Source organism: Streptomyces sp. NPDC057702 (assembly GCF_042799315.1).
Classification (GTDB): domain Bacteria; phylum Actinomycetota; class Actinomycetes; order Streptomycetales; family Streptomycetaceae; genus Streptomyces.
This window is the reverse complement of sequence record NZ_JBHVJC010000049.1, coordinates 1-24,857: the sequence shown is the minus strand read 5'-3', so window position 1 is coordinate 24,857 and position 24,857 is coordinate 1. Positions and strand designations below refer to the sequence as shown.

The 24,857-nt window shown below is 72.6% G+C and carries 24 protein-coding genes; 10 read left to right on the top strand and 14 right to left on the bottom strand.

Annotation, left to right across the window (positions count from 1 at the left end):
• Positions 1-100: 100 nt before the first annotated feature.
• Positions 101-2,491 (bottom strand): immune inhibitor A domain-containing protein, encoded by a 2,391-nt coding sequence (locus ACFVFR_RS28845; RefSeq protein ID WP_383706980.1) that lies wholly within the window; start codon positions 2,489-2,491, stop codon positions 101-103.
• A gap of 614 nt (positions 2,492-3,105) precedes the next feature.
• Between ACFVFR_RS28845 and ACFVFR_RS28840 the strand changes: the two genes are divergently transcribed.
• Complete coding sequence (locus tag ACFVFR_RS28840) at positions 3,106-3,315, top strand: hypothetical protein (protein WP_383706978.1); 210 nt, start codon at positions 3,106-3,108, stop codon at positions 3,313-3,315.
• Between the two features lie 147 nt (positions 3,316-3,462).
• Here ACFVFR_RS28840 and ACFVFR_RS28835 read toward each other — a convergent pair whose 3' ends face one another.
• From ACFVFR_RS28835 to ACFVFR_RS28825, 3 genes are all read right to left on the bottom strand, one after another.
• Positions 3,463-4,002: an RDD family protein gene (locus ACFVFR_RS28835; protein WP_383706977.1), complete on the bottom strand. Its 540-nt coding sequence runs from the start codon at positions 4,000-4,002 to the stop codon at positions 3,463-3,465.
• Positions 4,003-4,122: 120 nt separating this feature from the next.
• Positions 4,123-4,980: an RDD family protein gene (locus ACFVFR_RS28830; protein WP_383706975.1), complete on the bottom strand. Its 858-nt coding sequence runs from the start codon at positions 4,978-4,980 to the stop codon at positions 4,123-4,125.
• A gap of 93 nt (positions 4,981-5,073) precedes the next feature.
• On the bottom strand, positions 5,074-7,056 hold the full coding sequence (locus tag ACFVFR_RS28825) for an RDD family protein (protein ID WP_383706973.1): 1,983 nt from the start codon (positions 7,054-7,056) through the stop codon (positions 5,074-5,076).
• 358 nt (positions 7,057-7,414) lie between these two features.
• Here ACFVFR_RS28825 and ACFVFR_RS28820 point away from each other — a divergent pair, with 358 nt between their 5' ends.
• Positions 7,415-7,894, top strand: coding sequence for an SsgA family sporulation/cell division regulator (locus ACFVFR_RS28820; protein ID WP_383706971.1), 480 nt, complete (start codon positions 7,415-7,417; stop codon positions 7,892-7,894).
• Positions 7,895-7,919: 25 nt separating this feature from the next.
• On the opposite strand, the gene ACFVFR_RS28815 is transcribed toward ACFVFR_RS28820, so the two are convergent.
• The 3 genes from ACFVFR_RS28815 to ACFVFR_RS28805 form a co-directional block, all read right to left on the bottom strand.
• Positions 7,920-8,312: a VOC family protein gene (locus ACFVFR_RS28815; RefSeq protein ID WP_383706969.1), complete on the bottom strand. Its 393-nt coding sequence runs from the start codon at positions 8,310-8,312 to the stop codon at positions 7,920-7,922.
• A 291-nt stretch (positions 8,313-8,603) separates the two neighbouring features.
• Positions 8,604-8,861 carry a hypothetical protein gene (locus ACFVFR_RS28810; protein WP_383706967.1) on the bottom strand — a complete coding sequence of 86 codons (258 nt, stop codon included), beginning with the start codon at positions 8,859-8,861 and terminating at the stop codon, positions 8,604-8,606.
• 172 nt (positions 8,862-9,033) lie between these two features.
• Positions 9,034-10,401, bottom strand: a complete 1,368-nt coding sequence (locus ACFVFR_RS28805; RefSeq protein ID WP_383706965.1) for an FAD-binding oxidoreductase — start codon at positions 10,399-10,401, stop codon at positions 9,034-9,036.
• Between the two features lie 367 nt (positions 10,402-10,768).
• Here ACFVFR_RS28805 and ACFVFR_RS28800 point away from each other — a divergent pair, with 367 nt between their 5' ends.
• On the top strand, positions 10,769-11,062 hold the full coding sequence (locus ACFVFR_RS28800) for a hypothetical protein (RefSeq protein WP_383706963.1): 294 nt from the start codon (positions 10,769-10,771) through the stop codon (positions 11,060-11,062).
• Positions 11,063-11,173: 111 nt separating this feature from the next.
• Positions 11,174-11,470: a hypothetical protein gene (locus ACFVFR_RS28795; RefSeq protein ID WP_383706961.1), complete on the top strand. Its 297-nt coding sequence runs from the start codon at positions 11,174-11,176 to the stop codon at positions 11,468-11,470.
• Positions 11,471-11,588: 118 nt separating this feature from the next.
• Here the strand turns inward: ACFVFR_RS28795 and hppD are convergent, their stop codons facing one another.
• Entirely contained in the window at positions 11,589-12,734 is a 1,146-nt protein-coding gene (gene hppD / locus ACFVFR_RS28790) for a 4-hydroxyphenylpyruvate dioxygenase (protein WP_383706959.1), read from the bottom strand.
• Positions 12,735-12,911: 177 nt separating this feature from the next.
• On the opposite strand from hppD, the gene ACFVFR_RS28785 reads away from it, so the two are divergent.
• The 6 genes from ACFVFR_RS28785 (at position 12,912) to ACFVFR_RS28760 (ending at position 18,295) form a co-directional block, all read left to right on the top strand.
• Positions 12,912-13,379, top strand: a complete 468-nt coding sequence (locus ACFVFR_RS28785; protein WP_383706957.1) for an Lrp/AsnC family transcriptional regulator — start codon at positions 12,912-12,914, stop codon at positions 13,377-13,379.
• Between the two features lie 15 nt (positions 13,380-13,394).
• Entirely contained in the window at positions 13,395-14,042 is a 648-nt protein-coding gene (locus tag ACFVFR_RS28780; RefSeq protein ID WP_383706955.1) for an ABC transporter permease, read from the top strand.
• Positions 14,035-15,339: a betaine/proline/choline family ABC transporter ATP-binding protein gene (locus tag ACFVFR_RS28775; protein WP_383706953.1), complete on the top strand. Its 1,305-nt coding sequence runs from the start codon at positions 14,035-14,037 to the stop codon at positions 15,337-15,339. The genes ACFVFR_RS28780 and ACFVFR_RS28775 overlap by 8 nt, the downstream gene beginning before the upstream one ends.
• A gap of 104 nt (positions 15,340-15,443) precedes the next feature.
• Complete coding sequence (locus ACFVFR_RS28770) at positions 15,444-16,307, top strand: ABC transporter permease (protein ID WP_383707024.1); 864 nt, start codon at positions 15,444-15,446, stop codon at positions 16,305-16,307.
• Positions 16,304-17,326, top strand: coding sequence for a glycine betaine ABC transporter substrate-binding protein (locus ACFVFR_RS28765; RefSeq protein WP_383706951.1), 1,023 nt, complete (start codon positions 16,304-16,306; stop codon positions 17,324-17,326). The genes ACFVFR_RS28770 and ACFVFR_RS28765 overlap by 4 nt, the downstream gene beginning before the upstream one ends.
• A 252-nt stretch (positions 17,327-17,578) precedes the next feature.
• Positions 17,579-18,295, top strand: a complete 717-nt coding sequence (locus ACFVFR_RS28760; protein ID WP_383706949.1) for a helix-turn-helix domain-containing protein — start codon at positions 17,579-17,581, stop codon at positions 18,293-18,295.
• A 213-nt stretch (positions 18,296-18,508) separates the two neighbouring features.
• Here the strand turns inward: ACFVFR_RS28760 and ACFVFR_RS28755 are convergent, their stop codons facing one another.
• The 6 genes from ACFVFR_RS28755 to ACFVFR_RS28730 form a co-directional block, all read right to left on the bottom strand.
• Positions 18,509-19,297, bottom strand: a complete 789-nt coding sequence (locus ACFVFR_RS28755; RefSeq protein WP_383706947.1) for a S16 family serine protease — start codon at positions 19,295-19,297, stop codon at positions 18,509-18,511.
• A 43-nt stretch (positions 19,298-19,340) separates the two neighbouring features.
• Entirely contained in the window at positions 19,341-19,979 is a 639-nt protein-coding gene (locus ACFVFR_RS28750; protein ID WP_383706945.1) for an IclR family transcriptional regulator, read from the bottom strand.
• A gap of 517 nt (positions 19,980-20,496) precedes the next feature.
• The gene (locus tag ACFVFR_RS28745; RefSeq protein WP_383706943.1) at positions 20,497-22,281 is read right to left on the bottom strand and encodes a DEAD/DEAH box helicase; all 1,785 of its coding nucleotides are present in this window, start codon (positions 22,279-22,281) and stop codon (positions 20,497-20,499) included.
• A gap of 100 nt (positions 22,282-22,381) precedes the next feature.
• Positions 22,382-22,774, bottom strand: coding sequence for a type II toxin-antitoxin system death-on-curing family toxin (locus ACFVFR_RS28740; protein ID WP_383706941.1), 393 nt, complete (start codon positions 22,772-22,774; stop codon positions 22,382-22,384).
• Positions 22,771-22,971, bottom strand: a complete 201-nt coding sequence (locus ACFVFR_RS28735) for a CopG family transcriptional regulator (RefSeq protein WP_383706939.1) — start codon at positions 22,969-22,971, stop codon at positions 22,771-22,773. Before ACFVFR_RS28735 ends, ACFVFR_RS28740 begins: the two co-directional genes overlap by 4 nt.
• A 51-nt stretch (positions 22,972-23,022) precedes the next feature.
• On the bottom strand, positions 23,023-24,585 hold the full coding sequence (locus ACFVFR_RS28730; protein WP_383706937.1) for an MFS transporter: 1,563 nt from the start codon (positions 24,583-24,585) through the stop codon (positions 23,023-23,025).
• Between the last annotated feature and the right edge of the window lie 272 nt (positions 24,586-24,857).

Below are 24,857 nucleotides of genomic sequence, written 5' to 3'. Positions count from 1 at the left end.
GAGACGTCGCGTCAACAAGAATCTCGTAGGGGCATCTAAACGCGAATCGGCCGCCGCCCGCTAGGGGCGACGGCCGATACCGCTCTGACCTGCGACTATGTCACTTCCTGCCAGAAGGGCCGACGCGGAGGGTCATGGTGGACCCGTCCCAGGCCTCCTGAAGGATCTTGATCTGGGTGTTGGTGTCAGGAACCTTAACGCCACCGGTCGGGTTGGTGTCGTGCCAGTAGGTGCCCTTGCGGTCGTCGAAGACGGACACGCCGGGCTTCGACTTCACCTTCGCGGCCTTGCCGTCCTTGTGGAGGGTGTAGCCGTCGGTGCGGTAGTGGCTGAAGGTCGAGTCGTACGCCTGGAAGCGGTTGCGCATCAGGGTGCCGTCCGACCACTTCTCGGGCTTGGCGTGCGCGTCGATCGGCAGGATCTGACCCGAGCCCGGGTGCACGCTCACGTTGTTGTCGGGCGCCGCGGTGTCCCACAGCCAGATCAACAGGCCGTTCTGGTACGGGTAGTGCTCGACCCAGCCCGGCCGGGTGCTGGCCCAACCGAAGTTGTACGGGCCGACCTTGAGGGTCTTGTCGTAGCTCACGTACTGGCGGTTCTCCGCGATGTAGTACTGCGGGTAGTCCTTGGTGAAGGACTCGCCGATGCGCGAGAAGCCCTTGCTGGTCCAGCCGTTGTCGTCACCCTCGGCGCCGTCCTGGAAGAGCGGCTGGCCGTCGGCGACCACGGTGATCTCGTCGGCCGTGAAGCCGTTCTGCGCGGCGCCGCCGTCGGTCTGGTAGCGGAAGCGCACGTCGATCTTCTTGCCGGCGTAGGCGTCCAGCGGGAAGGACAGCTTCTGGTAGCTGCCCGAAACCCCGGTCAGCGCGGGCTTGTCGCCGCCGTCGCGCGGGATCTGCTTGCCGCCCGCGGTGCCGTCGACGGGCGTCCAGCTCGTGCCGCCGTCGGTGGAGACCTCCGCGTAGAGGTAGTCGTAGTTCTCCTCGATGTCCCACCAGCCCTGGAGGTCGAGGGACGCCTTGGCCTTGCCGGTCAGGTCGACCGGGCGGGCCAGGGTGTTCTTGAGGTCGTTGCCCATGCCGCTCCACCACTGCTTGCTGCCGGCGGCGGGCTTGACGACCTTGGTGGTGCTGGTCTTGGAGGGCAGCTCGACCAACAGCGCCTGCTTGTTACGGGTGTTGTACTCGGCCACGCCCAGCTTGTGGGTGGACCTGGTCGCCGCCTTGGCCTGGTCGTAGTTGAGCCAGCCCAGCTGCAGCTTGTCCCAGGCGTTCATGTCACCGGGCAGGTCGCCGATGCTGTCCTTGCCCGTGCCGAGCCAGGAGCCGGCGGACATCAGCGACCAGAAGGCGACGGAGGACTCGCCCTGGTTCGTGGTGTCGTACTCGTCCGGCAGGCCGAGGTCGTGCCCGTACTCGTGGGCGAAGACGCCGAGTCCGCCGTTCTCCGGCTGCATCGTGTAGTCGCCGACCCAGATGCCCGTGTCACCGATCTGGGCGCCGCCGGCCTGGTTGCCGTTCGGGCCCGTCTTGCCGGCGTCGGTGCCGTACGCGTACCAGCGGTGCGCCCACAGCGCGTCCGTGCCCTGGACGCCGCCACCGGCCGACTCGTCCTCGCCGGCGTGCACGATCTGGAAGTGGTCGATATAGCCGTCGGGCTCGTTGAAGTCGCCGTCACCGTCGAAGTCGTAGCGGTCCCACTGGTCGTACTTGGCCAGGTCCGCCTTGATCTGGGCGTCGGTGCGGCCGGCCGCCTTCTGGCCCTTGGCCCACTGGGTGACGCCGTCGCGGATCAGGTCCCAGGCGTTGGCGCAGTTGGAGCTGCCGCAGTAGTTGGAACCGTAACGGGCCTCGTTGTAGTCGACCTTGACCCAGTCGGAGACCTCGCCCTCGACCGAGTAGCGGCCCGAGGACTGCTTCTCGTAGTACTTCTTGAGCGATTCCTTGTTCTTCGCCTTCGAGAAGTACAGGTCCTCGAAGTGCTTGCGGTTGTAGTCAGCCTGCCAGGCCGTGCTGTTGTCGTTGGCACGGTCCGGCTTGGCTATCTCGTTGTGCGCCGGGCCGGGGTCGCCGCCGTACTTCTTGACTGGGGGCTTGGGACCGTCCGGGCCGTCCGGGTCGTACGTGCTGTCGTTGTCGACCTTGTCGCCGAACTCGACCAGGATCGTAAAGATCTTGTCGGTCTTCTCGCGGCCCAGCTCGACGTACTTGTTCCGGTCGAGCTTGACCACCTTGGACGCGCCACGGCGTTCGGCCTTGGCGTCGCCGGAGATGACCTGGCGCAGCGCGTCCTCGCGCTGCGCCTGCTGCCGCTCGCTGAACGGCCCGGCCAGGTCGTGCTCGACCTGCTTGGGCGCGGTGGCGGGATCGTGGCTCGCCGCCTCCGTGGTGGCCGCCGGGACGCCGTTACGGTCGTCGGCCTGGGCTACTCCCACCGTGAGCGCGCCCGCGCCGAGCGCGGCGATCACCGTGGCGATGGCGATGGGTCTCATCGCCCTCCGTTGAGTCTTCACCTGAGTTTTGCCTCCCCAGTCAAGATGAGTGTCGCTATTTGACCGGAGTTAATGCAGAAAAGACAGACCTTGACTTGGACACGCCAGCCCAGTACGTTTTCTGCTTTTCTCTTTCCGCATAGCGAACGTGTGGGCGCCCCACCTCGGCGAGTTGTCCGACGAGGACCGCCAGTGGGACATCAACTCCCTTGCACACCAGGCACGTTGAGCCCCAGCGGTCACCGCCCGACCCGGGTGCGGGAGCGCGGCCGAAAGCCGCGCTGTGGGGGCGCGCTCCCACGGCGTACCGTGGCCCCTCGTCGTACGCCCACCACGCGCGGGCCAATCTGTCAACGGGCGCGTCGCGATGGGGCGTTGTGTGGCTGGATGATTCCGTGCGCCCCTTGCGCACCGGCACCGTGGGTTGGGTCACGCTTACTGGAAGTCCCTCCGGGGCATCCAGCACCGTAGAGTTTTTGCTGACACCCCCCGCGTGAGGCACTCCCCCCAAGTTCCCCCATATCGTCTTCTTGAGGACGGATATCGCCATGCCGCGTCCGACCCCAGCACAGCTTGTCTACGGTTCGACGACCGTTGTCCTATCGACCCTCGCCATGCTGCTTCTGACCGAGGTGCGTTCGGGGGCAGGAGTGGCCGTCGTCGCGGTGGCCGGCCTCGCCCTCGGGCTTCTTGTCGCCGTGACCGTCTCCATCCCCCGCTCCGCGCCGGCGCCGGACCCGGCCGCCGCCCCCTCCTCACCGCTGACCCGCCTTCCGCTGCACCGGTCCGAGCCCCGGCCCACCGAGCACACCCTGCGCAGCTGACCCTCACCGCCCGAACCAGCGCCCCCGAACCGGCCGGCGCCGACGTCCGGGCGTCGCCGCCAGGACGTCACCACACAGCGAAGCCGGCCCGGAGTTCCGGGCCGGCTTCGCTGTGGTGCGTGTGGGGCGACAGGTGCGGGGCGCGGGTCAGTGCGCCTCGACCACCACCGTCTTGGCCACCTTGTCGTGCAGGCTCTGCTGGAGGGGCTTGTCCCACAGCTGCCACAGCGAGTTCAGCAGCCAGAACAGCGAGCCCAGCAGGATGGGTTGGGCGATGCCGGGCAGCGCGTACACCGCGGCCCGCGTCCAGCCCTTGCCGCGCGGGATGTCGCCGTCGGCCAGCATCGCCACCCGGATGCGGGCCGCCTTCTTGCCGAGCGTCTGGCCGTCCCGGGCGAGCATGAAGCCCTCGTAGCCGAAGTAGACGACGAACGTGATGACCGCGGCGAGCGCGGTCTTGCCGATGTCCGGGTCGTTCGGGTCGTCCATCGCGGACTGCAGCGCGCCCGTCGAGGCCAGCGCCAGCAGCCAGATGGTGCCGAGGATCAGCGTGTCGAGCAACCTGGCCAGGAACCGCTGGCCCGACGTGGCCAGGGGGGCCATGCCGGCGGGAATGCCGGGGGGCTGCGTCAGGTGGTACGCGGCGTGCGGTGGCCCGTACGGGGGCGGCGGCTGGTTGTCGCTCATGCCCCGATTAGATCAGCGCGCGCCGCGCGAGCCCAGGTCGGGCCCGGGAATACCCCCCGGGTCGTTACCCATCGGCAACCTGGGCGGCCCGGCGCGGGCCGCGCACCGGCGCGGGCGGGGCTACTCGGTCGAGACCACGACCGTCTTGGCCACCTTGTCGTGCAGGCACTGTCGGTACGGCCGGTCCCAGGTACACCACAGGATGTTGACCAGCCAGAAGACGAAGCCACAGCACGGGACGATCTGTGGCAGCGCGTAGGTGCCCGCCCGGTACCACCCGGGTTGACCCGTCGGATTCGCGCCATTGTCGAGCATCGCCACCCGCAGCTTCATCAGCTTCTTGCCGATGGTCTGCCCCCGGGAGGTGAGCATCAGCCCCTCGTAGACGAAGTACACGAGCGCGAAGACGATCTGCGTCGCGGAGGACTTGCCCGTGTCGTCGGGGTCGGTCGGGTCGTAGCCGCCGAGTGAGAGCAGCATGATCACGCTGACCGGGATGGCGACGATGAGCCCGTCGACGATACGCGCGACCAGTCGCCGTCCCAGGCCGCCGAGCGGCGGCATGCCGGCCAGCGGGTCGGGGTCACCGCCGTAGGGGTCACCGCCGTAGGGATCGCTGCCGTACGGCGGGACGCCACCGGGCTGGTCGCCGTACGGGCCGCCGTAGGGCCCGCCGTACGGGGAGCCGCCGCCCGGCGATCCGTTGTACGGCCCGCCCGCGCCGGGCTGGCCCGCGCCGGCCCCGGGGTGCGCCGCGCCGAACGGGCCGCCGGCGCCTGGCTGGCCTCCCCCGGGCTGACCCGCGCCGGGGGCGCCCGCGCCGGGTTGGCCCGTGGGGTGGTGGGGGCCGTCCGGGGCGGGGTGGGCCGGATCGTCGCTCCCGAAGGGCGGGCGCCCCGCCGGCGAAGGGGGGCGCGGCCCCGTGTGCGGCGGCTCGTCCCGGGGCGGCTCGCCGGAGCCGGGCTGGTCGGTGCTCATGGCCCGAGTCGAACCCGCCGCCCGGCCCGGCGCATCCGGCGCGGGCCGTTCGGGCGACCCCGCTGGCCCGTCCGGGCGGGCCGGGCCGCCCGGCTACTCCCGGTCCGAGGCCACGAACGTACGCGCCGCCTTGTCGTGCAGACACTGCCGCCACGGCCGGTCGAACAGGCACCACACCACGTTCACCAGGCCCACCACCAGCACCCCGAGCACCCCGTACAGCAGCCACCGGCGCAGCGCGGCGCCGAACAGCGGGGTCTCGTGGTCCTCGATGTCCAGTACCCGCACCCCGCACAGCCGCTTGCCCAGCGTCCGCCCCCACCGGGCGGTGGGCAGCGCCTCGTAGACCACGCCGAGCACCAGCAGGGCCCCGAGCGCGAGCGCCAGATAACCGCCGGTGGTGCCGTCGAGGAGGTAGACCGTGACGGTCTCGCCGCTCTGCCTGGCCTCCTCGACCTTGGCGTCGATGTGGTCCTTCGCCTTGACCCACAGGGGGAACGCGGCGGCGGCCCCGAGCGCGCCGAGCACCAGGGTGTCGATCAGCCGGGCGGCCAGCCGGCGGCCGAGTCCGGCCGGTCGGCCCTGTGCCTGGGCCGCGCGCAGGAACGGGTTGTCGACCGGGGGCTTCCACGGGATGAGGTCGTCGAGCGAGCCCGGCGGCGCCTGGCCGGGGCCGGCCGGCTGCGCCAGGTCGTGCACCCGCCGCGCCCAGTCGGCCTGGCCGACGGCGACGCCGGGCCCCGCCGGCGCGGGAGCGGGCTGGGCGACCGCGGGCCCCGACGGGGCCGGCACGGGTACGGGTTGCGCGGGGGCGGGGGCCTGCGGTGCGGGCACGGGTTGCGCGGGGAGCGGGGCCTGTGGTGCCGGGGCGGGGGCCTGGCGCGCGGGCTCGTGCGGCGGGGCGCCCTGGGCCGGGACCTGGGTGCCCGGCGCCGGCCGGGGGTGCGCGGCCTCGGCCGGTGTCCCGGCGGCGGGCCCGACCGAGGCGGGCGGGGCGGTGGCGGGCTGCGGGGCGGTGGCCGCCGGCGCGGGACCGGCGTCGGCTGCGGGCGGGGCCTCGGGGGCCGGGGCCTGGCGGCCGAGTGCGCGGATGGTCAGGGTGCCGTCCCGGCCGCCCCGCTGGCCGGCCGGGGCCGTCGCGCCGTCCTGCCGCCCCGGCTCGCCCGCCTCGGGGTCCTGGTCGCCGCGCCGTACCGCGCGGATCGTCAGCGTGCCGTCCCGGCCGGCTCGCGGCGCGGACGCCGCGTCCGTACCGGCCTCGGCCGGGCCCTGGCCTCGCGCGGGGACGGCGTCGGCCGGGCGCTCCTGCCCGGCCGTGGGCCCCGGTTCCACGGGCGCGCCACCCTGCTGGGGCACGGCCGGGCCCTGGCCCGCCGGGAGGGCCGCCCGGGGCGCGGCGCCCGGGTCCAGCTCGCGGCCCCGCGCACGGTCGGCGGGCGGCGCGACGTCGGCGGAGGCGGCGGGCGCGGCGGTGCCGGGCGCGGCGGCGGGCGGCGGGGCGATGCCGGTCGGGGGGACCAGGCGCGGGTCGGACGGGCCGTCACCCCAGGCCGGGGCGGAGTCCGGGCGGCCGTACGCGGGGTCCTCGGCGCCCCAGGACACCCGCTGGTCCGCCTCGCCGCCGAACCCCGCCTGGCGCGCGGTGTCGGCGTACCAACCGCCGCCCGGGGCGGGCCGAGCGCCGGGTGGTGACTGCGGGTCGTGCCAGGGGGCGGCGTCGGCGGGCCGGGTGGGGTCGGTGGGGCGCAGGCCCACCTCGCCGCGCGGGCGCAGCTCGGGCAGCGCGCCGCCCTGGTCCGTGGCGTCCGGCTGCTCGTCGAAGAACACCGGGCCGGTGTGGTCGGGGACCGCGCCCGCCTGCTGGGTCGTGTCGATCGGCGGTTCCTCGCCCGGGACCGGGAGTTGGCCCTGGGCGGCGACGTCGGGCGGCGGCGCGGGGACGGCCTCGCCCTCGCTGGGGGCGGGCCGACTGGTGCCGGGCACCCATGCGGAGCCGTTCCAGTAGCGGATGTAGCCGGGAATGGACGGGTCGGGGTAGTAGCCCTGCGTGGGGCCGCTGTCGCCGGGCACGCTCATGATCTCCGATGTCCCGTATCTGCTCGGCCGGCGTGGCCGTGCGGTCGGCGCGGTGGGGTGGCGCTACGCAGTCTGCCGCACTGACGTGGCGCGGTGAACAGGCGCTCCGCGACCTCCTGGACCGGCCGCACGACCCGCAACACGGCCCCTAGGTGTACCAGACGGCTCCGTACGGCGTGGACCGCAATACCCACTGACCACCCACACGCGGGCGGGTTCAGAAAAAATTCCGACTGAATGTGGGAACTCGCGTAATGGTGCGTGGGGTAGCGCGCTCTAACCCATGCGGGTCGCCACGCGGCGGCCGGCGGTGAAGACGACAGAGGCAGCGAAACGCAGAGCAGAGAGGGCGCACCGCATGCACACCGTGGTGGAACGAGAACTGGAACTGAACCTGGTGCTGTCGCCCGAGCGCAGCATCCCCGTACCGGCCAAGCTGGTCTATCGCACGGACGAGCCGTACGCCGTGCACATCACCTTCCACGTGGGCTCCGACTCCCCCGTCCACTGGACCTTCGCGCGCGAGTTGCTGGTGGAGGGGGTGTTCCGACCGTGCGGACAGGGTGACGTGCGGGTGTGGCCGACGAAGGTGGACGGGCGCAGCGTGGTCTGCATGGCGCTCAGCTCGCCGGACGGCGACGCCCTGCTGGAGGCGTCGGCGGCGATCGTGTCGGCCTGGCTGGAGCGGACGCTGCGCGCGGTGGCGCCGGGGTCGGAGAGCGAGCGGCTGGGGATCGACGACGCGCTGAGCGAGTTGCTGACGCCGACCCCGGGCGACGACTGGTGGCTGCACGGCCCGTGGCCCTCCGACGACTCGCCGGAGGGCCACGGGGCGTAGGGGTGGAGGGGTGTACGTGTCGGGGTCAGCGTCGCGGAGCCTCACTGACGGTCAGGAACTCGATGGAGTGCCCGTCGGGGTCGTCGACGTACAGGCCGCGCCCGCCGGAGCGGAGGTTGAGCTGCTGGGGTCCCTCGTGGTGGGGGTCGGACCAGTAGGGCAGCTTCCGCTCCAGGACGCGGGCGTGGATGGCGTCGAACTCCTCCTCGGAGACGAGGAACGCCAGGTGCTGCATGACGATCTCGTCGGGCTGGACGATGAAGTCCGCGTAGTCGATCGTCAGGCCGCCCTCGACGGGCACGGCGACGAAGGGGCCGAAGGGGCGGGGCTCGGGCGCGGCGAGCAGGTCGGTGAGGAAGCGGGCGGAGACGGCGCTGTCGGTGCTGTGCATGATCGTGTGGTCAAGGCGCGCGGGCACGGTACCTCCCAGGTCGGATTCCCCTGCGTGGGCGGGGAGTTGACTTCTTTCGACGGTACGTCGACGGGGGGTGGGCGACCATCGGCCTTTGGCCGTACGACCGGCGGACCAGCGGGGGGCGGGGGTGGGCGGCGGCGGGCGCGCTGGTCGCGGTGGCCGCCGCGGCCCGTGGCCCTGGTCCCGCCGCGCGCCTCGCCGCGCGCGCCGCCGGGTCGCGTGCCCCGGGCCCGGGGCACGGCTCAGGCCCGGCGCTCACCGCGTGGTGAGTGCCGGGCCTGTGCTGTGCCGGGATCAGATCTGGCTGGCCAGCGAGCGGTTGGCGAGCTGGTTGTTGCCGAGCTGGTGGGGGCCGTACGACGGGAAGACGTTGCCCGTGGCCTTCTGGGTCTTCTCGACGTGCAGGTTGTAGTGCTCGTCGCCGTGCGTGTCGTTGGAGACGGCCAGGTCGCCGAAGCTCTGGGCCGAGGCCGCCGCCGAGGTCACGGCGCCGGCGGCGGCGACGAGAGCGAAGCTGGAGGCGGTGACGGCCAGGATCTGGCGCATACGCATGTCAGGCTCCTCATGGGAGAGGTGAAGGGACTTCGACACGTAAACAGCCACCGCTTCGAGGGGGCACGCCCGACACGGCAGATTTCCCACGAAGCCCCCCCAATGGGCGACGCGTGCCGCCCGGAGTTGCCGCCGGGGCGGCTGCCGGGGGCGGGCGGCGCGGGCGGGGGCGCTAGAAGACCTTGCCGGGGTTGAGGATGCCCAGCGGGTCGAAGACGTCCTTGATGCCACGCTGCAACTCCAGGCCGACCGGGCCCAGTTCGCGCGCCAGCCACTCCCGCTTGAGCACTCCGACGCCGTGCTCGCCGGTGATGGTGCCGCCGAGCTCCAGGCCCAGGGCCATGATCGCGTCGAAGGACTCGCGGGCGCGCCGGGTCTCCTCAGGGTCGGCGGCGTCGAAGCAGACGGCGGGGTGGGTGTTGCCGTCCCCCGCGTGCGCGCAGACGCCGATGGTCAGGTCGTACTTCTCGGCGATGGCCACGGTGCCCTCGAACAGGGCGCCGAGCTGGGACCTGGGCACACACACGTCGTCGATCATGGTGGCGGTCTTGATCCGCTCCATCGCGGGCAGCGCCTGCCGCCTGGCCTCAAGAAGCAGTTCGGACTCGACGGCGCTCTCGGCCGGCACCACCTGGCTGGCCCCGAACTCGGCGCACACGGCGCCGACGGCGGCCAGGTCGGCGCTCGGGTCGGGAGTGTCGAAGGCGGCCAGGAGCAGGGCCTCGGTGGTCTCCGGCAGCCCCATCCGGGTCAGCGCGTTCACGGCCTGGACGCTGGTGCGGTCCATCAGTTCGAGCAGCGAGGGCGCGTGGCCGCGTTCCATGATCGCGCACACGGCGTCGCAGGCGGCGGCGACGGTGGGGAACTCGGCGGCCAGCGCCAGTTGCTCGGGCGGCGCGGGCCGCAGCCCGAGCACGGCCCGCACGACGATGCCCAGGGTGCCCTCGGAGCCGACGAACAGCCGGGTCAGGTCGTAGCCGGCGACGCCCTTGGCGGTGCGGCGGCCGGTGCTGAGCAGCCGCCCGTCGGCGAGCACCACCTCCAGACCCAGGACGTACTCGGCGGTGACGCCGTACTTGACGCAGCACAGCCCGCCCGAGGCGGTGCCGATGTTGCCGCCGATGGTGCACTGCTCCCAACTGGAGGGGTCGGGCGGGTAGTACAGGCCGTGCTCGGCCACCGCGCGGGAGAGGACGGCGTTGACGACACCCGGTTCGACGACGGCGGTCCGGTCGACGGGGTTGATCTCCACGATCTGGTCCATCTTGACCAGCGAGAGGACCACGCAGCCGTCGGAGGCGTTGGCGGCGCCCGACAGGCCGGTGCGGGCGCCCTGCGGGACGACCGGAACGCGGAGTTCGCTGGCGGTGCGCATCACGTGCTGGACCTGCTCCACCGTGCGGGGCAGGACGACGACGGCGGGGGTGCCCGCCGCGCAGAAGCTGGCCATGTCGTGGGCGTAGGAGCCGGTGATGTCGGGGTCGGTGAGCACCGCGTCGGCGGGCAGCGCGACCCTCAGTCGCGTCACGAGATCGTCCATGTTTCCAGCGTCGCACCGGCGCGGTGTCCGGGGAAGGTGCCGGCGCCCGGGGCGCGGCCCCGGCCCCCGTCCGCCCCGCCCGGCGCGCCGGTGGCGCTCGCCCGGTGGGGTCCGCCGGTGGCCGGCGGGCCGCGCCCGTGCCCCCGCGTCACAGGTCGTCGCCCGGCCGGCCGGGTCCGTCGCGGGCGGGTGCGGGCGGGTAGCGACGGCGGCGCCTCGAAGGCAACCCGACCCGCGTGGCCGTCACACGTGAGGGGGGGATGCTTCACCACTTGGAGTAACGGTCCACTACTTCCCCGGGGCGGCGCGCGTTGCCTGCGGTGTCGGCTCCACCAGTTGGCGTCGAAATCCGACCAGGAGGAATTCCATGCTCAAGAAGGCTCTCGCCTGCGCGGCCCTCGCCGCCGCCGCCACTGGCGCGGGGTTGGCCCCGGCCACCGCCTCGGACACGGGCGGCGGGGACTACTCGCAGAACGTGAACCTGATTCCGCACCCGTGCATCGACGTCGACCGCATCAACGTGGGCCTGGTCAACGTGCCGGTCGACGTGCTCAACGACAACGACGCGATCGACTGCGACGAGATCCGCGACAGCCAGGTCAACAAGGAAGACAAGGGCACGCTGTCCGACCTGCTCGACGTCGGCGCCTACCAGAGCTGACGCCCGCGCGACCCGATCCCGCCCTCGCGAGCGGCAGGGACGGGTCGCGCCCCTCCTGGCCAGCTCTGGCCACCCCCCCGTCGCCCTACCCATGCCCCGAGGAGAATCCCCGTGTTGAAGAAGGCCCTTACTTTCGCCGCCCTCGCCGGCGCCGCCACCGCCATGGTCGGTGCCGCCCCCGCCTCCGCGTCCGACACCAGCGGCGGCGACTACTCGCAGAACGTGAACCTGCTGCCGCACGCGTGCATCGACGTGGACCGCATCAACGTGGGCCTGGTCAACGTGCCGATCGACGTCCTGAACGACAACGACGCGATCGACTGCGACGAGATCCGCGACAGCCAGGTCGTCAAGGAGGACAAGGGCACGCTCTCCGACGTGGCCGACATCGGCGCCTACCAGCGCTGACCCACCAGGCGCGCACGAACGCTGCCCGGCCCTCCCGCGTCGCGGGGGAGCCGGGCAGCGTCGTCGTGCGCCGGGGAAGGACCGCCAGGGGCGGCCGGCGCGCCCGCTCAGCGGCGGATCACAGGTTGCCGCGACGCTCCTGCTCGCGCTCGATCGCCTCGAAGAGCGCCTTGAAGTTGCCCTTGCCGAAGCCCATCGAGCCGTGGCGCTCGATCATCTCGAAGAAGACGGTCGGCCGGTCCTGGACGGGCTTGGTGAAGATCTGCAGCAGGTAGCCGTCCTCGTCGCGGTCGGCGAGTATCTTCAGCTCGCGCAGGGTCTCGATCGGCACGCGGGTCTCGCCGACCCACTCGCCGAGCGTGTCGTAGTACGAGTCGGGGGTGTCCAGGAACTGAACTCCCGCCGCGCGCATGGCCTTGACGGTACCGACGATGTCGTTGGTGGCCAGCGCGATGTGCTGGACGCCGGGGCCGTTGTAGAACTCCAGGTACTCGTCGATCTGCGACTTCTTCTTCGCGATCGCCGGCTCGTTGAGCGGGAACTTCACCTTGCGGGTGCCGTCCGCCACGACCTTGGACATGAGCGCGGAGTACTCGGTGGCGATGTCGTCGCCCACGAACTCCTTCATGTTCGTGAAGCCCATGACGTTGTTGTAGAAGCCGACCCACTCGTCCATCTTGCCGAGTTCGACGTTGCCCACGCAGTGGTCGATGGCCTGGAAGGTGCGCTTGGCGGCCGGCTCGACGATGGGGTTGGCGGCGACGAAACCGGGCAGGTAGGGACCGTCGTAGCCGGAGCGCTCGACGAGCGTGTGCCGGGTCTTGCCGTACGTGGCGATGGCGGCCAGCACGACGGTGCCGTGCTCGTCCTTGACCTCGTGCGGCTCCTCCAGGCCGGTGGCGCCGTGCTCCAGCGCGTAGGCGTAGGCCGCGCGGGCGTCCGGGACCTCGATGGCGAGGTCGATGACGCCGTCGCCGTGCTCGGCGACGTGCTCCGCGAGGAAGCGCCCACGGTCGGTGGTGGGCTTGATGACGGAGGTCAGCACGAATCGGGCGTTGCCCGACACCAGGACGTAACTGGCGGTCTCGCGGCTGCCGTTCTCCGGTCCGGAGTAGGCGACGAGCTTCATGCCGAAGGCCGTCGCGTAGTAGTGGGCGGCCTGCTTGGCGTTGCCGACGGCGAAGACGACCGCGTCCATTCCCTTGACCGGGAAGGGGTCGGCCTGCCTGGCCGTCTCGGGGGACTGATCGATGGTCTCTGTCATAGCCGCAGGCTCTCTCCGATCCACAAGGTGCGCAATAGTTTGTGCATCCACTGGACATGTTGACTAGTGGTTCCGGAGTTCGGCCGGACGATCTGTACATGATGACCATCACATGGAGGTGGCCAAGTCGCATGGGCGTAGGACGGGGTGTGCGGGACGGGGGCGCGGAGGCCGGCGATGGGCATTGACCGACTGGACGGCCGGCTGATCGCGCTGCTGGCCGAGGAGCCGCGGATCGGCGTCCTGGAGGCGTCGCGGCGGCTGGGGGTGGCGCGCGGGACCGCGCAGGCGCGCCTTGACCGGTTGCAGGCCAGCGGGGTGATCCGGGGGTTCGGGCCGCAGGTGGACCCGGCGGCGCTGGGCTACCCGGTGACGGCGTTCGCGACGCTGGAGATCAAGCAGGGCCAGGGCGCGGACGTCCGCAGCCATCTGCGCACCGTGCCCGAGGTGCTGGAGCTGCACACCACCACCGGCCACGGCGACATGCTGTGCCGCCTGGTGGCGCGCTCGAACGCCGATCTCCAGCGGGTGATCGACCGCGTTGTGGGTTTTGATGGCATCGTGCGGGCCTCGACGGCCATCGTGATGGAGAACCCCGTCCCGCTCCGGATCATCCCCCTGGTCAAGCAGGCGGCCGATGACTGATCGAGGAGAGACGCGATGAGCTTCTGGGAGTACGTCGGCACCCGGCGCACCCAGCTCCTGCTGGACACCTACCAGCACGCCAGCGCCGTCTTCCAGTGCATGGTGCTGGCCACCGTCCTCGGCGTGCTGGTGGGCGTGGCCACCTACCGCAGCCAGTGGGCCGGCAACCTCGCCATCACCGTCACGGCGACCATCCTCACCGTGCCGTCCCTGGCCATGATCGGCCTGCTCATCCCGATCACCGGACTCGGCGTCGCGCCGACGGTGACCGCCCTGGTCCTGTACGGGCTGCTGCCCATCGTGCGGAACGCGATCGTCGGGCTGCGCGGCGTGGACCCCGACCTGGTCGACGCCGCCAGGGGGCTGGGCATGTCACGGCTGGCCCGTCTGGTGCGGGTGGAGCTGCCGCTGGCCTGGCCGCCCATCCTGACCGGCATCCGGGTCTCCACGCAGATGCTGATGGGCATCGCCGCGATCGCCGCGTACGCCTCGGGCCCGGGGCTGGGCAACGAGATCTTCCGCGGCATCTCCTCGCTCGGCAGCGCCAACGCGGTCAACAAGGTCCTGGCCGGGACGCTGGGCATCGTGCTGCTCGCGCTGCTCTTCGACGCCGTGTACGTGCTCATCGGACGTCTGACCATATCCAGGGGGATACGTGCCTGAGACCGCGAACGGCCGACCCGGCGGCAACGCGCCCGAGCGCGGCGCCACCACCGGTGCCACCATCGCGCTGGAGAACCTCACCAAGCGCTACCCGGGCAGCGCGGCGCCCGCCGTGGACAACGTCAGCATGGAGATCGGGGCCGGCGAGACAGTGATCCTCGTGGGCCCCTCGGGGTGCGGCAAGTCCACCACACTGAAGATGATCAACCGGTTGATCGAGCCGTCCTCGGGCCGCATACGCATCGGTGAGGAGGACGTGACCGGCATCGACCCGGTCAGGCTGCGCCGGAAGGTGGGCTACGCCATCCAGTCATCGGGCCTGTTTCCCCACATGACCGTCGCACAGAACATCGCCCTCGTACCGAGGATGGTCGGCTGGTCCCGGGCCCGCACGGCCGCCCGGATCGAGGAGATGCTGGACCTGGTGGGGCTCGACCCGCGGGAGTTCCACGACCGCTACCCGCGCCAGCTCTCCGGCGGCCAGCAGCAGCGGGTGGGCGTGGCGCGGGCGCTGGCCGCCGATCCGCCGGTGCTGCTCATGGACGAGCCGTTCGGCGCGGTGGACCCGATCACCCGCGACCACCTCCAGGACGAGCTGATCCGGCTCCAGCACGAGCTGCACAAGACCATCGTCTTCGTCACCCACGACTTCGACGAGGCGATCAAGCTGGGTGACCGGATCGCGGTGCTGCGGGACCGCTCGCACATCGCCCAGTTCGACACCCCCGAGGCCATCCTGACCAACCCGGCCGACGACTTCGTCTCCGGGTTCGTCGGCGCCGGGGCCGCACTCAAACGGCTCAACCTGACCCGGGTACGGGACGTGACGGTCGAGGACATCCCGACCGCGGTCATCGACGACCCGTTGCAGTCCATCTTCGACCTCTTCCGGTCGGCGTCGATCAACGAGGTGCTGCTCCTGGACCGGCACCGCCGTCCGTACAAGTGGCTGCGGCGCGGGGACCTCAGCCGTGCCAAGGGGTCGTTGGCCCGCGCCGGCACCCTCGTCCACGACACCGTCACCCGCGACGCCACCCTGCGCGACGCGCTGGAGGCGGTGCTCACCGACAACGCGGGCCGGGTCCCGGTGACCGGGCGGCGCGGCGAGTACACCGGCGTGGTCGACATGGAGACGCTGATGAACTCCGTCCACGAGCTGCTGGAGGCCGACCGGTTGGACGCCGTCGAGCACCAACACCGGCTCCAGGAGACGCGGGCCCACCAGACCCACCTGGAGCAGGAGGGCGCCGCCGACGGCGGGGCGAGCGCCACGCCGGGGCGGGAGGCGGGCGCGTGAGCCGCGCGGGCGGGGACGAACCCGCGCGCGAGGACCACGACGCTTCCCGGCACGGGGCCGGCGGGAGCGGCCCGGACCGGGTGGAGCGCGGCCGGAGCCGGCGGGTGTGGCCAAAGCCGCTGGCGGGCGGACGGCCGGCCGGCGAACACGAGGTGCGTGGCCTGCCCTTCCGGGACGACGCGCGGGCCGAGGACGCCGAGCGGCCCCCACCCGCCCCCAGCGCGCCACCACCCCGGCTGACCTGGCAGAAGCTCACCATCCTGCCCGCCGTCCTCGCGATCGGCCTGCTCGCCACCTGGCTGTGGTTCCGGGGCGCGGAGCTGGACTCCATCGCGCGCAACGCGATCGCGGACGGCAACGTGTGGCTGCGCCTGCGCCAGCACGTCGAACTCACCGCGATCTCCACGTTCTTCGTGTTGATCATCGCCATTCCGCTGGGCATCGCGCTGACCCGGCCCCGGCTACGGCCAGCGGTCCCGGTGGTGCTGGCCCTCGCCAACATCGGACAGGCCACACCCGCCATCGGCCTGCTGGCCCTGCTGGTGATCTGGCTGGGCGTGGGCACCAAGGCCGCGCTGGTGGGCATCGTGGCGTACGCCGTGCTGCCGGTGCTGGCCAACACCATCGCGGGCCTGCGGGCCATCGACCCGACGCTGATCGAGGCCGCGCGGGGCATCGGCATGTCGGCCCTGGGGGTGCTGCGCCGGGTGGAGCTGCCGCTGGCCGTGCCGCTGATCCTGGCGGGCGTGCGCACCGCGCTGGTGCTCAACGTCGGCACGGCGACGCTGGCCTACTTCGGCGGCGCGGGCGGGCTGGGCGACCTGATCGCCACGGGCATCAACAACCAGCGCATGCCCGTCCTGGTGCTGGGCTCCGTCCTCACCGTGGCGCTCGCGCTGCTGGTGGACTGGCTGGCCTCGGTGGTCGAGTTGCTGCTGCGCCCACGCGGACTTGAGGGGGACGCATGAGGACGGCGCGCGTACGGGCCGCCGGCGGGCGCCTTCGGCGCGGGCGGGCCGCCCTCGGCGCGGGGCTCGCGGCGGCGCTGCTGGCCCCGGCCCTGCTCGGCGGCTGCGGGCTGCACAGCGGCAGCCGGATGGCCGACGACGTGGAGCCGGGGACGATCGGCCGTGGCAAGCCGCTGGCGGGGGCCGACCTGACGGTGACGTCCAAGGAGTTCACCGAGCAGATCATCCTGGGCCAGATCCTGGGCATCGCCTTCCAGGCGGCCGGCGCCAAGGTGCTGGACCGCACCAACATCCAGGGGTCGATCGGGGCCCGGGAGGCGGTCAGGTCGGGCGACGCGGACGCGATGTACGAGTACACGGGCACCGCGTGGATCACCTACCAGGGCAACGAGAAGCCGATCGTGGACCCGCGCGAGCAGTGGCGTGCCGTACGCGAGGCGGACCGCGCGAACGGCATCGCCTGGCTGCCGCCGGCCCGGCTCGACAACACGTACACGCTCACCGTCAACCAGGCGACCGCGAGGAGGTACGGCCTGCGCGACCTGTCCGACGTCGCGGCGCTGACCCGGCGCGGCGGCGGATCGCTCAGGCTGTGCGTGGAGACCGAGTTCGCCGTCCGCGACGACGGGCTGCCCGGCATGCGCAGGGCGTACGACATGCGGCTGCCCGGCTCGCGGGTGAGCAAGATGGACGCCGGTGTGATCTACCGGGAGGTGCGCAAGGGCTCGGCCTGCACGTTCGGCGAGGTCACCTCGACCGACGGGCGCATCAAGGCGATGAACCTGGTGGCCATGGAGGACGACAAGCACTTCTTCCCCAACTACAACGCCGCCCCGGAGATCAACGGCAGGACGCTGAGGAAGTACCCGCGGATCGCGGAGGTGCTCAACCCGATCACCGCCAGGCTGACCAACGCGGTGGCCCAGCGGCTCAACGCCCGGGTGGACGTGGACGGCGAGGACCCGCACGAGGTGGCGCTCGACTGGCTGGTGTCCGAGGGCTTCGTCCGCGAGGGCTGACGGGCGGGGCGGCGGCCCACTCCGGCGGGCCCGGTCGCGGGTGCGAGCGCGGCCGGGCCCGCCGACGTGCCACGCCCGCCCGGCGCGGGCCGCCCGCCTCTCCCCGCGCCCGCCCCTCGGCCCACCTCGTCCAGCCCGCCCCGCGCGTGGTCCGGGTCCTCGCCGGGAGGGCCCATCACAAAGACTCCGTTGCAAAGAAAGTCATGCAAAGAAGATGTTGCAATGCTTTCTTTGCGTACTTACGCTGGTGGCATGTCCACCGAGGAGAACCCACCCCCCACGCCCTCCCCCGAGCCCTCCCCCGCCCCCGGCGGGCGGGCGACGGCCGGGGGCGCGGAGTCGCCGAACCCGCCCGTGCGGCAGCTCGACGCGCGCTCGCTGCGCGGCCTGGCCCATCCCCTGCGCCTGCGGCTCCTGGAGTCCCTGCGGCACGACGGCCCGGCGACCGCCTCGCGGCTCGCGGAGCGGCTCGGCGAGTCCAGCGGGGCCACCAGTTACCACCTGCGCCAGCTCGCCTCGTACGGCTTCGTGGGCGAGGTGACCGGGCGGGGCACGGCCCGTGAGCGCTGGTGGCAGGCGGTGCACGAGGGCATCCAGGTCAGCGACCCGCAGGCGTTCTTCGAGCACACCGACCCGGCGGTGCGCGGCGCCGTGGACCTGATGCTCCACGAGATCGCCAGCATTCACACCAGCGAGCTGGCCACCTGGCTCGGCTCGATGCACACCTGGCCGCAGGAGTGGCGCAACCGCGGCGACATCAGCGACTTCACCGTGTGGCTCACGCCCGAGCTCACGGGAGAGCTGGGGCAGCGGCTGCGGGAGGTCATCGAGGACTACCGGGACCGGGTACCGGCCGACGCCGAGGGCGCCGCCTCGGTCCGGTTCCACGTGCACGCCTTCCCGCGCGACGGCGGTCAGCAGCGCGTCGGGCGGGAGAAGACCGTACGGGACGAGGAGGAAGCGCCATGACGCACGCCGAGACGCACGCGTCGATACACGAGCACCGCGCGCGCGAGCTGCGCGCCGAGGCGGCTGCCTGGCGGCTGGCCCACGACCGCTCACCGACCGGGCCCGCCGGTCGGGCCGGGCCGCGCGCGTGGGCCGGCGGGAGCTGGGCCTGGCTGCGCGACCGGTGTGGCTGGGCGCTGGTGCGGGTCGGCCTGCGGCTGGTGAGCCGGCCGCTCAGCAGCTCGGGACCGCTTTACCGGCCGCCAGGGCCCGGAGGGAGGACACCGCGTCCTTCAGTTCCCTGACCGGGATGAGCGTGAGTCCCTTGGGCAGCTCGTCGGTGACGTCGGAGCACTGTTCGCGGGGGACGAGGAAGACGCTGGCGCCGTCGCGCTTGGCCGCCTTCGGCTTGAGCCCGACGCCGCCGACCGGGCCGACCTTGCCCCCGGCGTCGATGGTGCCGGTGCCGGACACGATCCGCCCGCCGGTCAGGTCGCCGCCCCGGCCGTCGCCGTCGAGCTTGTCGATGATGCCGAGGGTGAACATGAGCCCGGCGCTGGGGCCGCCGACCTTGGCGAGCCGCAGGGTGACCTTCACGTCCTTCGGCGAGCGGTGCAGGTACGTCAACGCCGCCTGGACCGCCGCGTCCTGGGACTCCCGCATCTCCTCGCGGTTGTGCCGGTCCACCTCCTTGGGCGAGTCGCCGACCGGGTAGACGGAGTCGCGCGGCATGACCGCGCGGCCCTTGTTGAACCAGGCGCTGACCACGTCCTTGAAGCGGATGTCCGCGTCGGGCCCGGTGGCGACGATGGCCGTCATCCGCAACTGCCCGCTGGTCTCGCGGGTCGGGGCGCCGGAGATGGTGATCACCGGCTGACCACGGTCGGAGCCGAGCACGTTCGCGGTCAGCCCGGGGTAGGCGATCGAGAACGGCAGCGGCGCGAACGCGGCGACCGCGAGCAGGGCGACGACGAGCGTGGAGCAGACCGCGAGGATACGAGCGCGAGGAGACACGTCCGCCACCCTAAGGGACGGCCGTCCCGCCCCGGCCGGGCAGGGCGGGCGCTCAGCGCAGGGCGTCCGCGACCTCCTTCGCCGCCTCGACCACGCGCGGGCCCACCCGCTCGGGCACCGCGTCGGTGAGCATGACCACGCCCACGCTGCCCTCTATGCCGGTCACCCCGAGCAGCGGCGCGGCGGCTCCGCTCGCGCCGGCCTCCAGCTCGCCGTGGGTCAGGGCGTAGCCGAGGTCGGCGAGCCCGCCCCGGGCGGCGAGGATGGCGCGGCCGGCGGCGCCCCGGTCGAGCGGGTGGCGGAAGCCGGCGCGGTAGGCGACGTGGTAGTCCGTCCAGGTCGGCTCGACGACGGCGACGGCCAGCGCCTCGGCGCCGTCGACCAGGGTGAGGTGGGCGGTGGCTCCGATGTCCTCGGCCAGGGCGCGCAGCGCGGGCATGGCGGCCTCCCGCACCAGCGGGTGCACCTGCCGGCCCAGCCGCAGGACGCCCAGGCCCACCCGGGCCCGACCGCCGATGTCGCGCCGAACCAGGGCGTGTTGTTCGAGGGTGGCCAGCAGTCGGTAGACGACGGTGCGGTTGACGCCGAGCTTGTTGGATAGTTCGGTCACGGTCAGGCCGTGATCGGTGTCGGCCAGGAGTTTGAGGACACGCAGTCCCCGGTCGAGCGTCTGGGAGGTCTCCGCGGTCACGACGCCCCCTTCTCGGGTGAGTGGCGGCTGATTCCGGTTCAGCGCCACCGGTCCCATCGGCAGCGCGCGGAAGAGGCCACCGGTCGCGGTTCGCACGCACCGGCCGCGCTCCGCGGCGGCGCTGCCACGGGGCGTGTGCGTGGGGGAACGCTAGCGAGCGAGTTCGCTCAGCGGAAGAGCTCGTCCACAATCCGGTCAACTGCGTTTCATCTCGCGCCCGGCGTGCGCCCCGATATGGGGCGATGGCCCGGCTTCGCGACGCCGCTGGCCGGAACGGGGCGAGGAGCGCGGCACGTTCCGGGCTCGGCGTGTCGCGCGGTCGCGCCGGCGCGGGAGACGCGCCGGCGCGCGGGGTGGGCCGACCACGAGAGCGTGCGACGGTGCGACCGCGAGCGGGGTGGGCCGGCCCGGGTGGGCGGGGCACGACGCGAGCCGGCCCCGTCGCGCGGGGCGACGGGGCCGGCTCGGTGGCCAAGTGGCGCGAGCGCGCGCGCCGTTCAGCGCGTGCGCGCGCCGGTCAGCGCATGCGGGTGGCCCACTCCCGGACCTTCTTGATCCGCTCGCGGATCTGGCCGGCGGTGGCCTCCGCGCTCGGCGGGCCGCCACAGACCCGGCGCAGCTCGGTGTGGATCACGCCGTGCGGCTTGCCGCTCTGGTGGACGTACGCGCCGACCAGACCGTTCAACTCCTTGCGCAGGGCCAGGAGTTCCTTGTGGCTGACCACGGGGCGGCGCTCGGCGGGCAGTTCGAGGAGGTCGGCCTCGTCGTCGGGCTTCTTGCGGCTGTGCGCGATCTGCCGCGACTGTCGGCGCTGGAGCAGCAGCTGCACCTGATCGGGCTCCAGCAGGCCCGGGATGCCCAGGTAGTCCTGCTCCTCCTCGCTGCCGGGGTGGGCCTGCATGCCGAACTCGGCGCCGTCGTAGAGCACCCGGTCGAAGACGGCGTCCGACTGGAGCGCCTCGAAGGAGAGCTGGTCCTGGTCGCCGGTGTCCTCGTCCTGCTGCTTCTCGGCCTCCTGGAGAAGCTTGTCCTCCTCGGCGTACGGGTCCTCCTCGCCGTCCTTCTTCGGCTTGTCCAGGACGTGGTCGCGCTCGACCTCCATCTCGTTGGCGAAGCCGAGGAGGGTGGGGATAGTCGGCAGGAACACCGACGCGGTCTCGCCGCGCCGCCGGGAGCGCACGAAGCGGCCCACGGCCTGCGCGAAGAACAGCGGCGTCGAGACGGTGGTGGCGTAGACGCCGACCGCCAGCCGGGGCACGTCCACGCCCTCGGAGACCATGCGCACCGCGACCATCCAGCGGCTCTCGGACTGGCTGAAGTCGTCGATGCGCTGCGAGGCCGCCGTCTCGTCGGACAGCACGACCGTCGGGCCCTCGCCGGTGATCTGTCGCAGCAGCTTGGCGTACGCGCGGGCCTGCTCCTGGTCGCTGGCGATCACCAGGCCGCCGGCGTCCGGGATGGCCTTGCGCACCTCGCTCAGCCGGCGGTCGGCGGCGGCCAGCACGTTGGGCATCCACTCGCCGCGCGGGTCGAGCGCGGTGCGCCACGCCTGCGAGATGGCGTCCTTGGTCATCGGCTCGCCCAGCCGGGCCTCGATCTCGTCGCCCGCCTTGGTCCGCCAGCGCATGTTGCCGCTGTACGACAGGAAGATCACCGGGCGCACGACGCCGTCGCCCAGCGCGCTGCCGTAGCCGTAGGTGTAGTCGGCCGAGGAGCGACGGATGCCGTCGTTGCCCTCCTCGTACGCGACGAACGGGATCGGGTTGGTGTCGGAGCGGAAGGGCGTACCGGTCAGCGCGAGCCGGCGGGTGGCCGGGTCGAACGCCTCCAGGCACGCCTCGCCCCAGGACTTGGAGTCGCCGGCGTGGTGGATCTCGTCCAGGATGACCAGCGTCTTGCGCTGCTCGCAGCGGTTGCGGTGCAGCATGGGGCGGACGCCGACACCGGCGTAGGTGATGGCGACGCCCTGGTACTCGCGGCTGACGGGGCCGGCCGAGTACTCCGGGTCGAGCTTGATCCCGACCCGCGCCGCGGCCTCCGCCCACTGCTTCTTCAGGTGCTCGGTGGGGGCGACCACGGTGATCTGCTGCACGACGTGGTGGTGCAGCAGCCAGGAGGCCAGCGTCAGGGCGAAGGTGGTCTTGCCGGCGCCGGGGGTCGCGACGGCCAGGAAGTCGCGCGGCTGGTCCTGGATGTACTTCTCCATCGCCCCCTGCTGCCAGGCACGCAGCTTGTTCGCGGTGCCCCAGGGGGCCCGGCCGGGAAAGGCGGGCGAGAGGTGGTGGTTCGCTGTGGTAGTCACGGTCTCCGTCGGGCTGACTCGGAATCGGCAACCGCGTCAGCGTACCCGTGCCGCCACCCCCGGCACGGGCGTACGGGGGGTGAGGGCACGGGGGTGGGACTCAGGTCACATCGGGGTCAGCGAGTGCGCGCAGCCCTTCGGCGATCACCTTGATCTCGTCCACGGCGCCCGTGGCGACGTCGATGACCAGGCGCTCGGCCGCGTCGATGTCGGGACGCAACTGCACCCCGTTCATCGCGAGGAAGGAGACGCACGAGATCCACGCCGTGCGCTTGTTCCCGTCGAAGAGCGGATGGTTGATCGCCAGTGACTGCAGCAGCGCCGCCGCCTTGTCGACGAGGTCCGGATACGCCTCCTGACCGAACATGGCGGCGGCGGGGCGGTGGACAGCGGACTCAAGTAACCCCGCGTCGCGGACCACGATCTCCATCTCGGCGCAGGCGATCTCGGCGATGGCCAGGACGTCCTCGGCCGTGAGGTATACGTACGTCACTTGAGCCGCTCCAGAAGCTCGCTCCACTTGGCCGCCTGCTCCCGTGCCGTCTGCCGCACGATCGCCTCCTGTGCTGTCCGTGCTAGATAGTCGTCGACCGCCCGCAGCACTATGGCGTGCATGCTGGCGCCCTCCTGCTCGGCGCGCTGCTTGAGGGCATCGGTCTGGTCGTCGCGGAGACGCAGGTTCATGGCCATACCAAAACGGTACCACCGATGTGGGGTCACTTTGGTACCACGCGGTGACGGCTACGCCCTCGCCGGGCGTAGCCGGGTCGTCACGAAGGCGCCTACCAGGGCCATCGCGGCCATGCCCAGCAGGACGGCGGCGAAGGCGGCCGGATGACTGGTGCCGGCGTCGGCGGCGTCGTGCGCCGCGACCGTGGCCGAGCCGCCGCCGAAGGCGACGAACAGGACGCCGCTCGCGCCGAGCAGCGAGATGTTGCCCAGCGCGTCGGAGACCTGGAGGGAGGCGGCGTTGGAGCCCGAGTCCTCCGGGCGGGAGAGCTTGAGGAGCAGCACGCTGCCGCCGGAGATCGTCACGCCCATCCCGAGGCCGCCGATGACCCAGGAGGCGGCGACGATCCACGCGGGCATGCCGTCGACGAGCACGGTGGCCGCCAGCGCGATGGACAGCGCGATCAGCAGCATGCCCAGGCCCATCAGCCGCTCCCGGTGCGGTTCCAGGCGGGGTCGGCTCTGCGTGTACGAGCCCAGCGCCCAGGTCAGCCCACCGCCGGTGAGGGAGAGGCCGGCCATCGTCGGGGACATGCCGCGCTCGGTGACCAGCATCAGCGGTACGAAGCTCTCGGCGCCCAGGAAGGTGCCGGCCGCCAGGCCGCGCAGCAGCACCACCGAGGGCAGCCCACGGGCGGCGCGGAAGGTGCCGGCGGGCAGCAGCCGCAGGACGCAGGGCACGAGCAGCGCGGCGCCGGCGACGCCGGGCAGCAGCGAGAGCCAGCGCAGGTCCTGCACCGCGTACTGGAGCAGACCGGCGCCGGCGGCGACCGCGAGGGCCAGCAGGATGCGGCGGCGGTCCATCGCCGCGCTGTGCTCGCCGGGCGGCAGCGCGCGCAGCGCGGGCAGCATCACCAGCAGCGGCAGCAGCACCAGGACGGGCATGGCCAGGAAGACCCAGCGCCAGCCCACGTGCTCGGCCACCGAGCCCGCGACCACCGGGCCCACGATCACCGGCAGCACCCAGGCCGCGGAGAACGAGGCCAGCACGGCGGGCTGGAGCCGCTGCGGGAAGGCGCGGCCGACCACGACGTACAGCGACACGATGACCAGTCCGCCGCCGACGCCCTGGATGCCTCGGCCGGCGATGAACATCCACATCTGCTGCGCCGCGCCCGCGACCACGAGCCCGAGCCCGAACGCGAGGACCCCGGCGAACAGCGGCGCCAGCGGGCCCCTGCGGTCGCACCACTCCCCCGACAGGGCCATGGCGAACAGGCTGGCGGTGAAGTAGCCGGAGAAGGCGAAGGCGTAGAGCCCGACGCCGTGCAGGTGCTCGGCCGCCACCGGCATGACCGTGGTGACGGCGCTGGCCTCGAAGGCGATGAGCGAGACGACGGAGATGATCCCGAAGGTCAGCGCGCGGTAGGCCCGGCTGAAGACGCCGGCCTCGGCGTCGGGTATCTCGGGCTCGTCCGGGCCGTCGGGGGCGGCGGGGGCGGCGGAAGCGGAAGGGGCGGACGGGGCGGCGGAGGGGGCGCCGGGTATGCCGGTCACGGCCCGCCCGGAGCCCGCGCCGGCGGCAGGGGTGGAGGCCGCGCCGGCGTCCACGGGGCGCGGATCGAGGTCGGTCATGGCGTCAGCGTAAGAGCCACGGGCGAGGTTGCCCCCTGTCGCAGGACGGTGTTCGGCTCGGCCTTCGGGCCTACGCCTCGGGCCGGGCGCCGGCGGGAAACGGAACGGGGAAGGGGAGCGGGGGGGCGCGCTGGCGCGTGCGGGCTGGTGTCGGTCGTGCGGCCGGGGGCCGGGGGCCGGGAACGGCGTGGGTTCGCTCCGGCGCGGTGGGGGCCCGGGCGCGGCCGGGGGGCGGGCCCGGGCGCGGCGGGGGGGCTGTCTCGTATAGAAAA

Bases quoted from the DNA above. Each gene is read 5' to 3' on its own strand.
- ACFVFR_RS28830 (WP_383706975.1), bottom strand. From the start codon at position 4,980: ATGAGCACCGACCAGCCCGGCTCCGGCGAGCCGCCCCGGGACGAGCCG.
- ACFVFR_RS28780 (WP_383706955.1), top strand. From the start codon at position 13,395: ATGAGCTTCTGGGAGTACGTCGGCACCCGGCGCACCCAGCTCCTGCTG.
- ACFVFR_RS28785 (WP_383706957.1), top strand. From the start codon at position 12,912: ATGGGCATTGACCGACTGGACGGCCGGCTGATCGCGCTGCTGGCCGAG.
- ACFVFR_RS28735 (WP_383706939.1), bottom strand. From the start codon at position 22,971: ATGGCCATGAACCTGCGTCTCCGCGACGACCAGACCGATGCCCTCAAG.
- ACFVFR_RS28840 (WP_383706978.1), top strand. From the start codon at position 3,106: ATGCTGCTTCTGACCGAGGTGCGTTCGGGGGCAGGAGTGGCCGTCGTC.
- hppD (WP_383706959.1), bottom strand. From the start codon at position 12,734: ATGACAGAGACCATCGATCAGTCCCCCGAGACGGCCAGGCAGGCCGAC.
- ACFVFR_RS28820 (WP_383706971.1), top strand. From the start codon at position 7,415: ATGCACACCGTGGTGGAACGAGAACTGGAACTGAACCTGGTGCTGTCG.
- ACFVFR_RS28805 (WP_383706965.1), bottom strand. From the start codon at position 10,401: ATGGACGATCTCGTGACGCGACTGAGGGTCGCGCTGCCCGCCGACGCG.
- ACFVFR_RS28765 (WP_383706951.1), top strand. From the start codon at position 16,304: ATGAGGACGGCGCGCGTACGGGCCGCCGGCGGGCGCCTTCGGCGCGGG.
- ACFVFR_RS28825 (WP_383706973.1), bottom strand. From the start codon at position 7,056: ATGAGCGTGCCCGGCGACAGCGGCCCCACGCAGGGCTACTACCCCGAC.
- ACFVFR_RS28810 (WP_383706967.1), bottom strand. From the start codon at position 8,861: ATGCGTATGCGCCAGATCCTGGCCGTCACCGCCTCCAGCTTCGCTCTC.
- ACFVFR_RS28760 (WP_383706949.1), top strand. From the start codon at position 17,579: ATGTCCACCGAGGAGAACCCACCCCCCACGCCCTCCCCCGAGCCCTCC.
- ACFVFR_RS28835 (WP_383706977.1), bottom strand. From the start codon at position 4,002: ATGAGCGACAACCAGCCGCCGCCCCCGTACGGGCCACCGCACGCCGCG.
- ACFVFR_RS28845 (WP_383706980.1), bottom strand. From the start codon at position 2,491: ATGAGACCCATCGCCATCGCCACGGTGATCGCCGCGCTCGGCGCGGGC.
- ACFVFR_RS28800 (WP_383706963.1), top strand. From the start codon at position 10,769: ATGCTCAAGAAGGCTCTCGCCTGCGCGGCCCTCGCCGCCGCCGCCACT.
- ACFVFR_RS28730 (WP_383706937.1), bottom strand. From the start codon at position 24,585: ATGACCGACCTCGATCCGCGCCCCGTGGACGCCGGCGCGGCCTCCACC.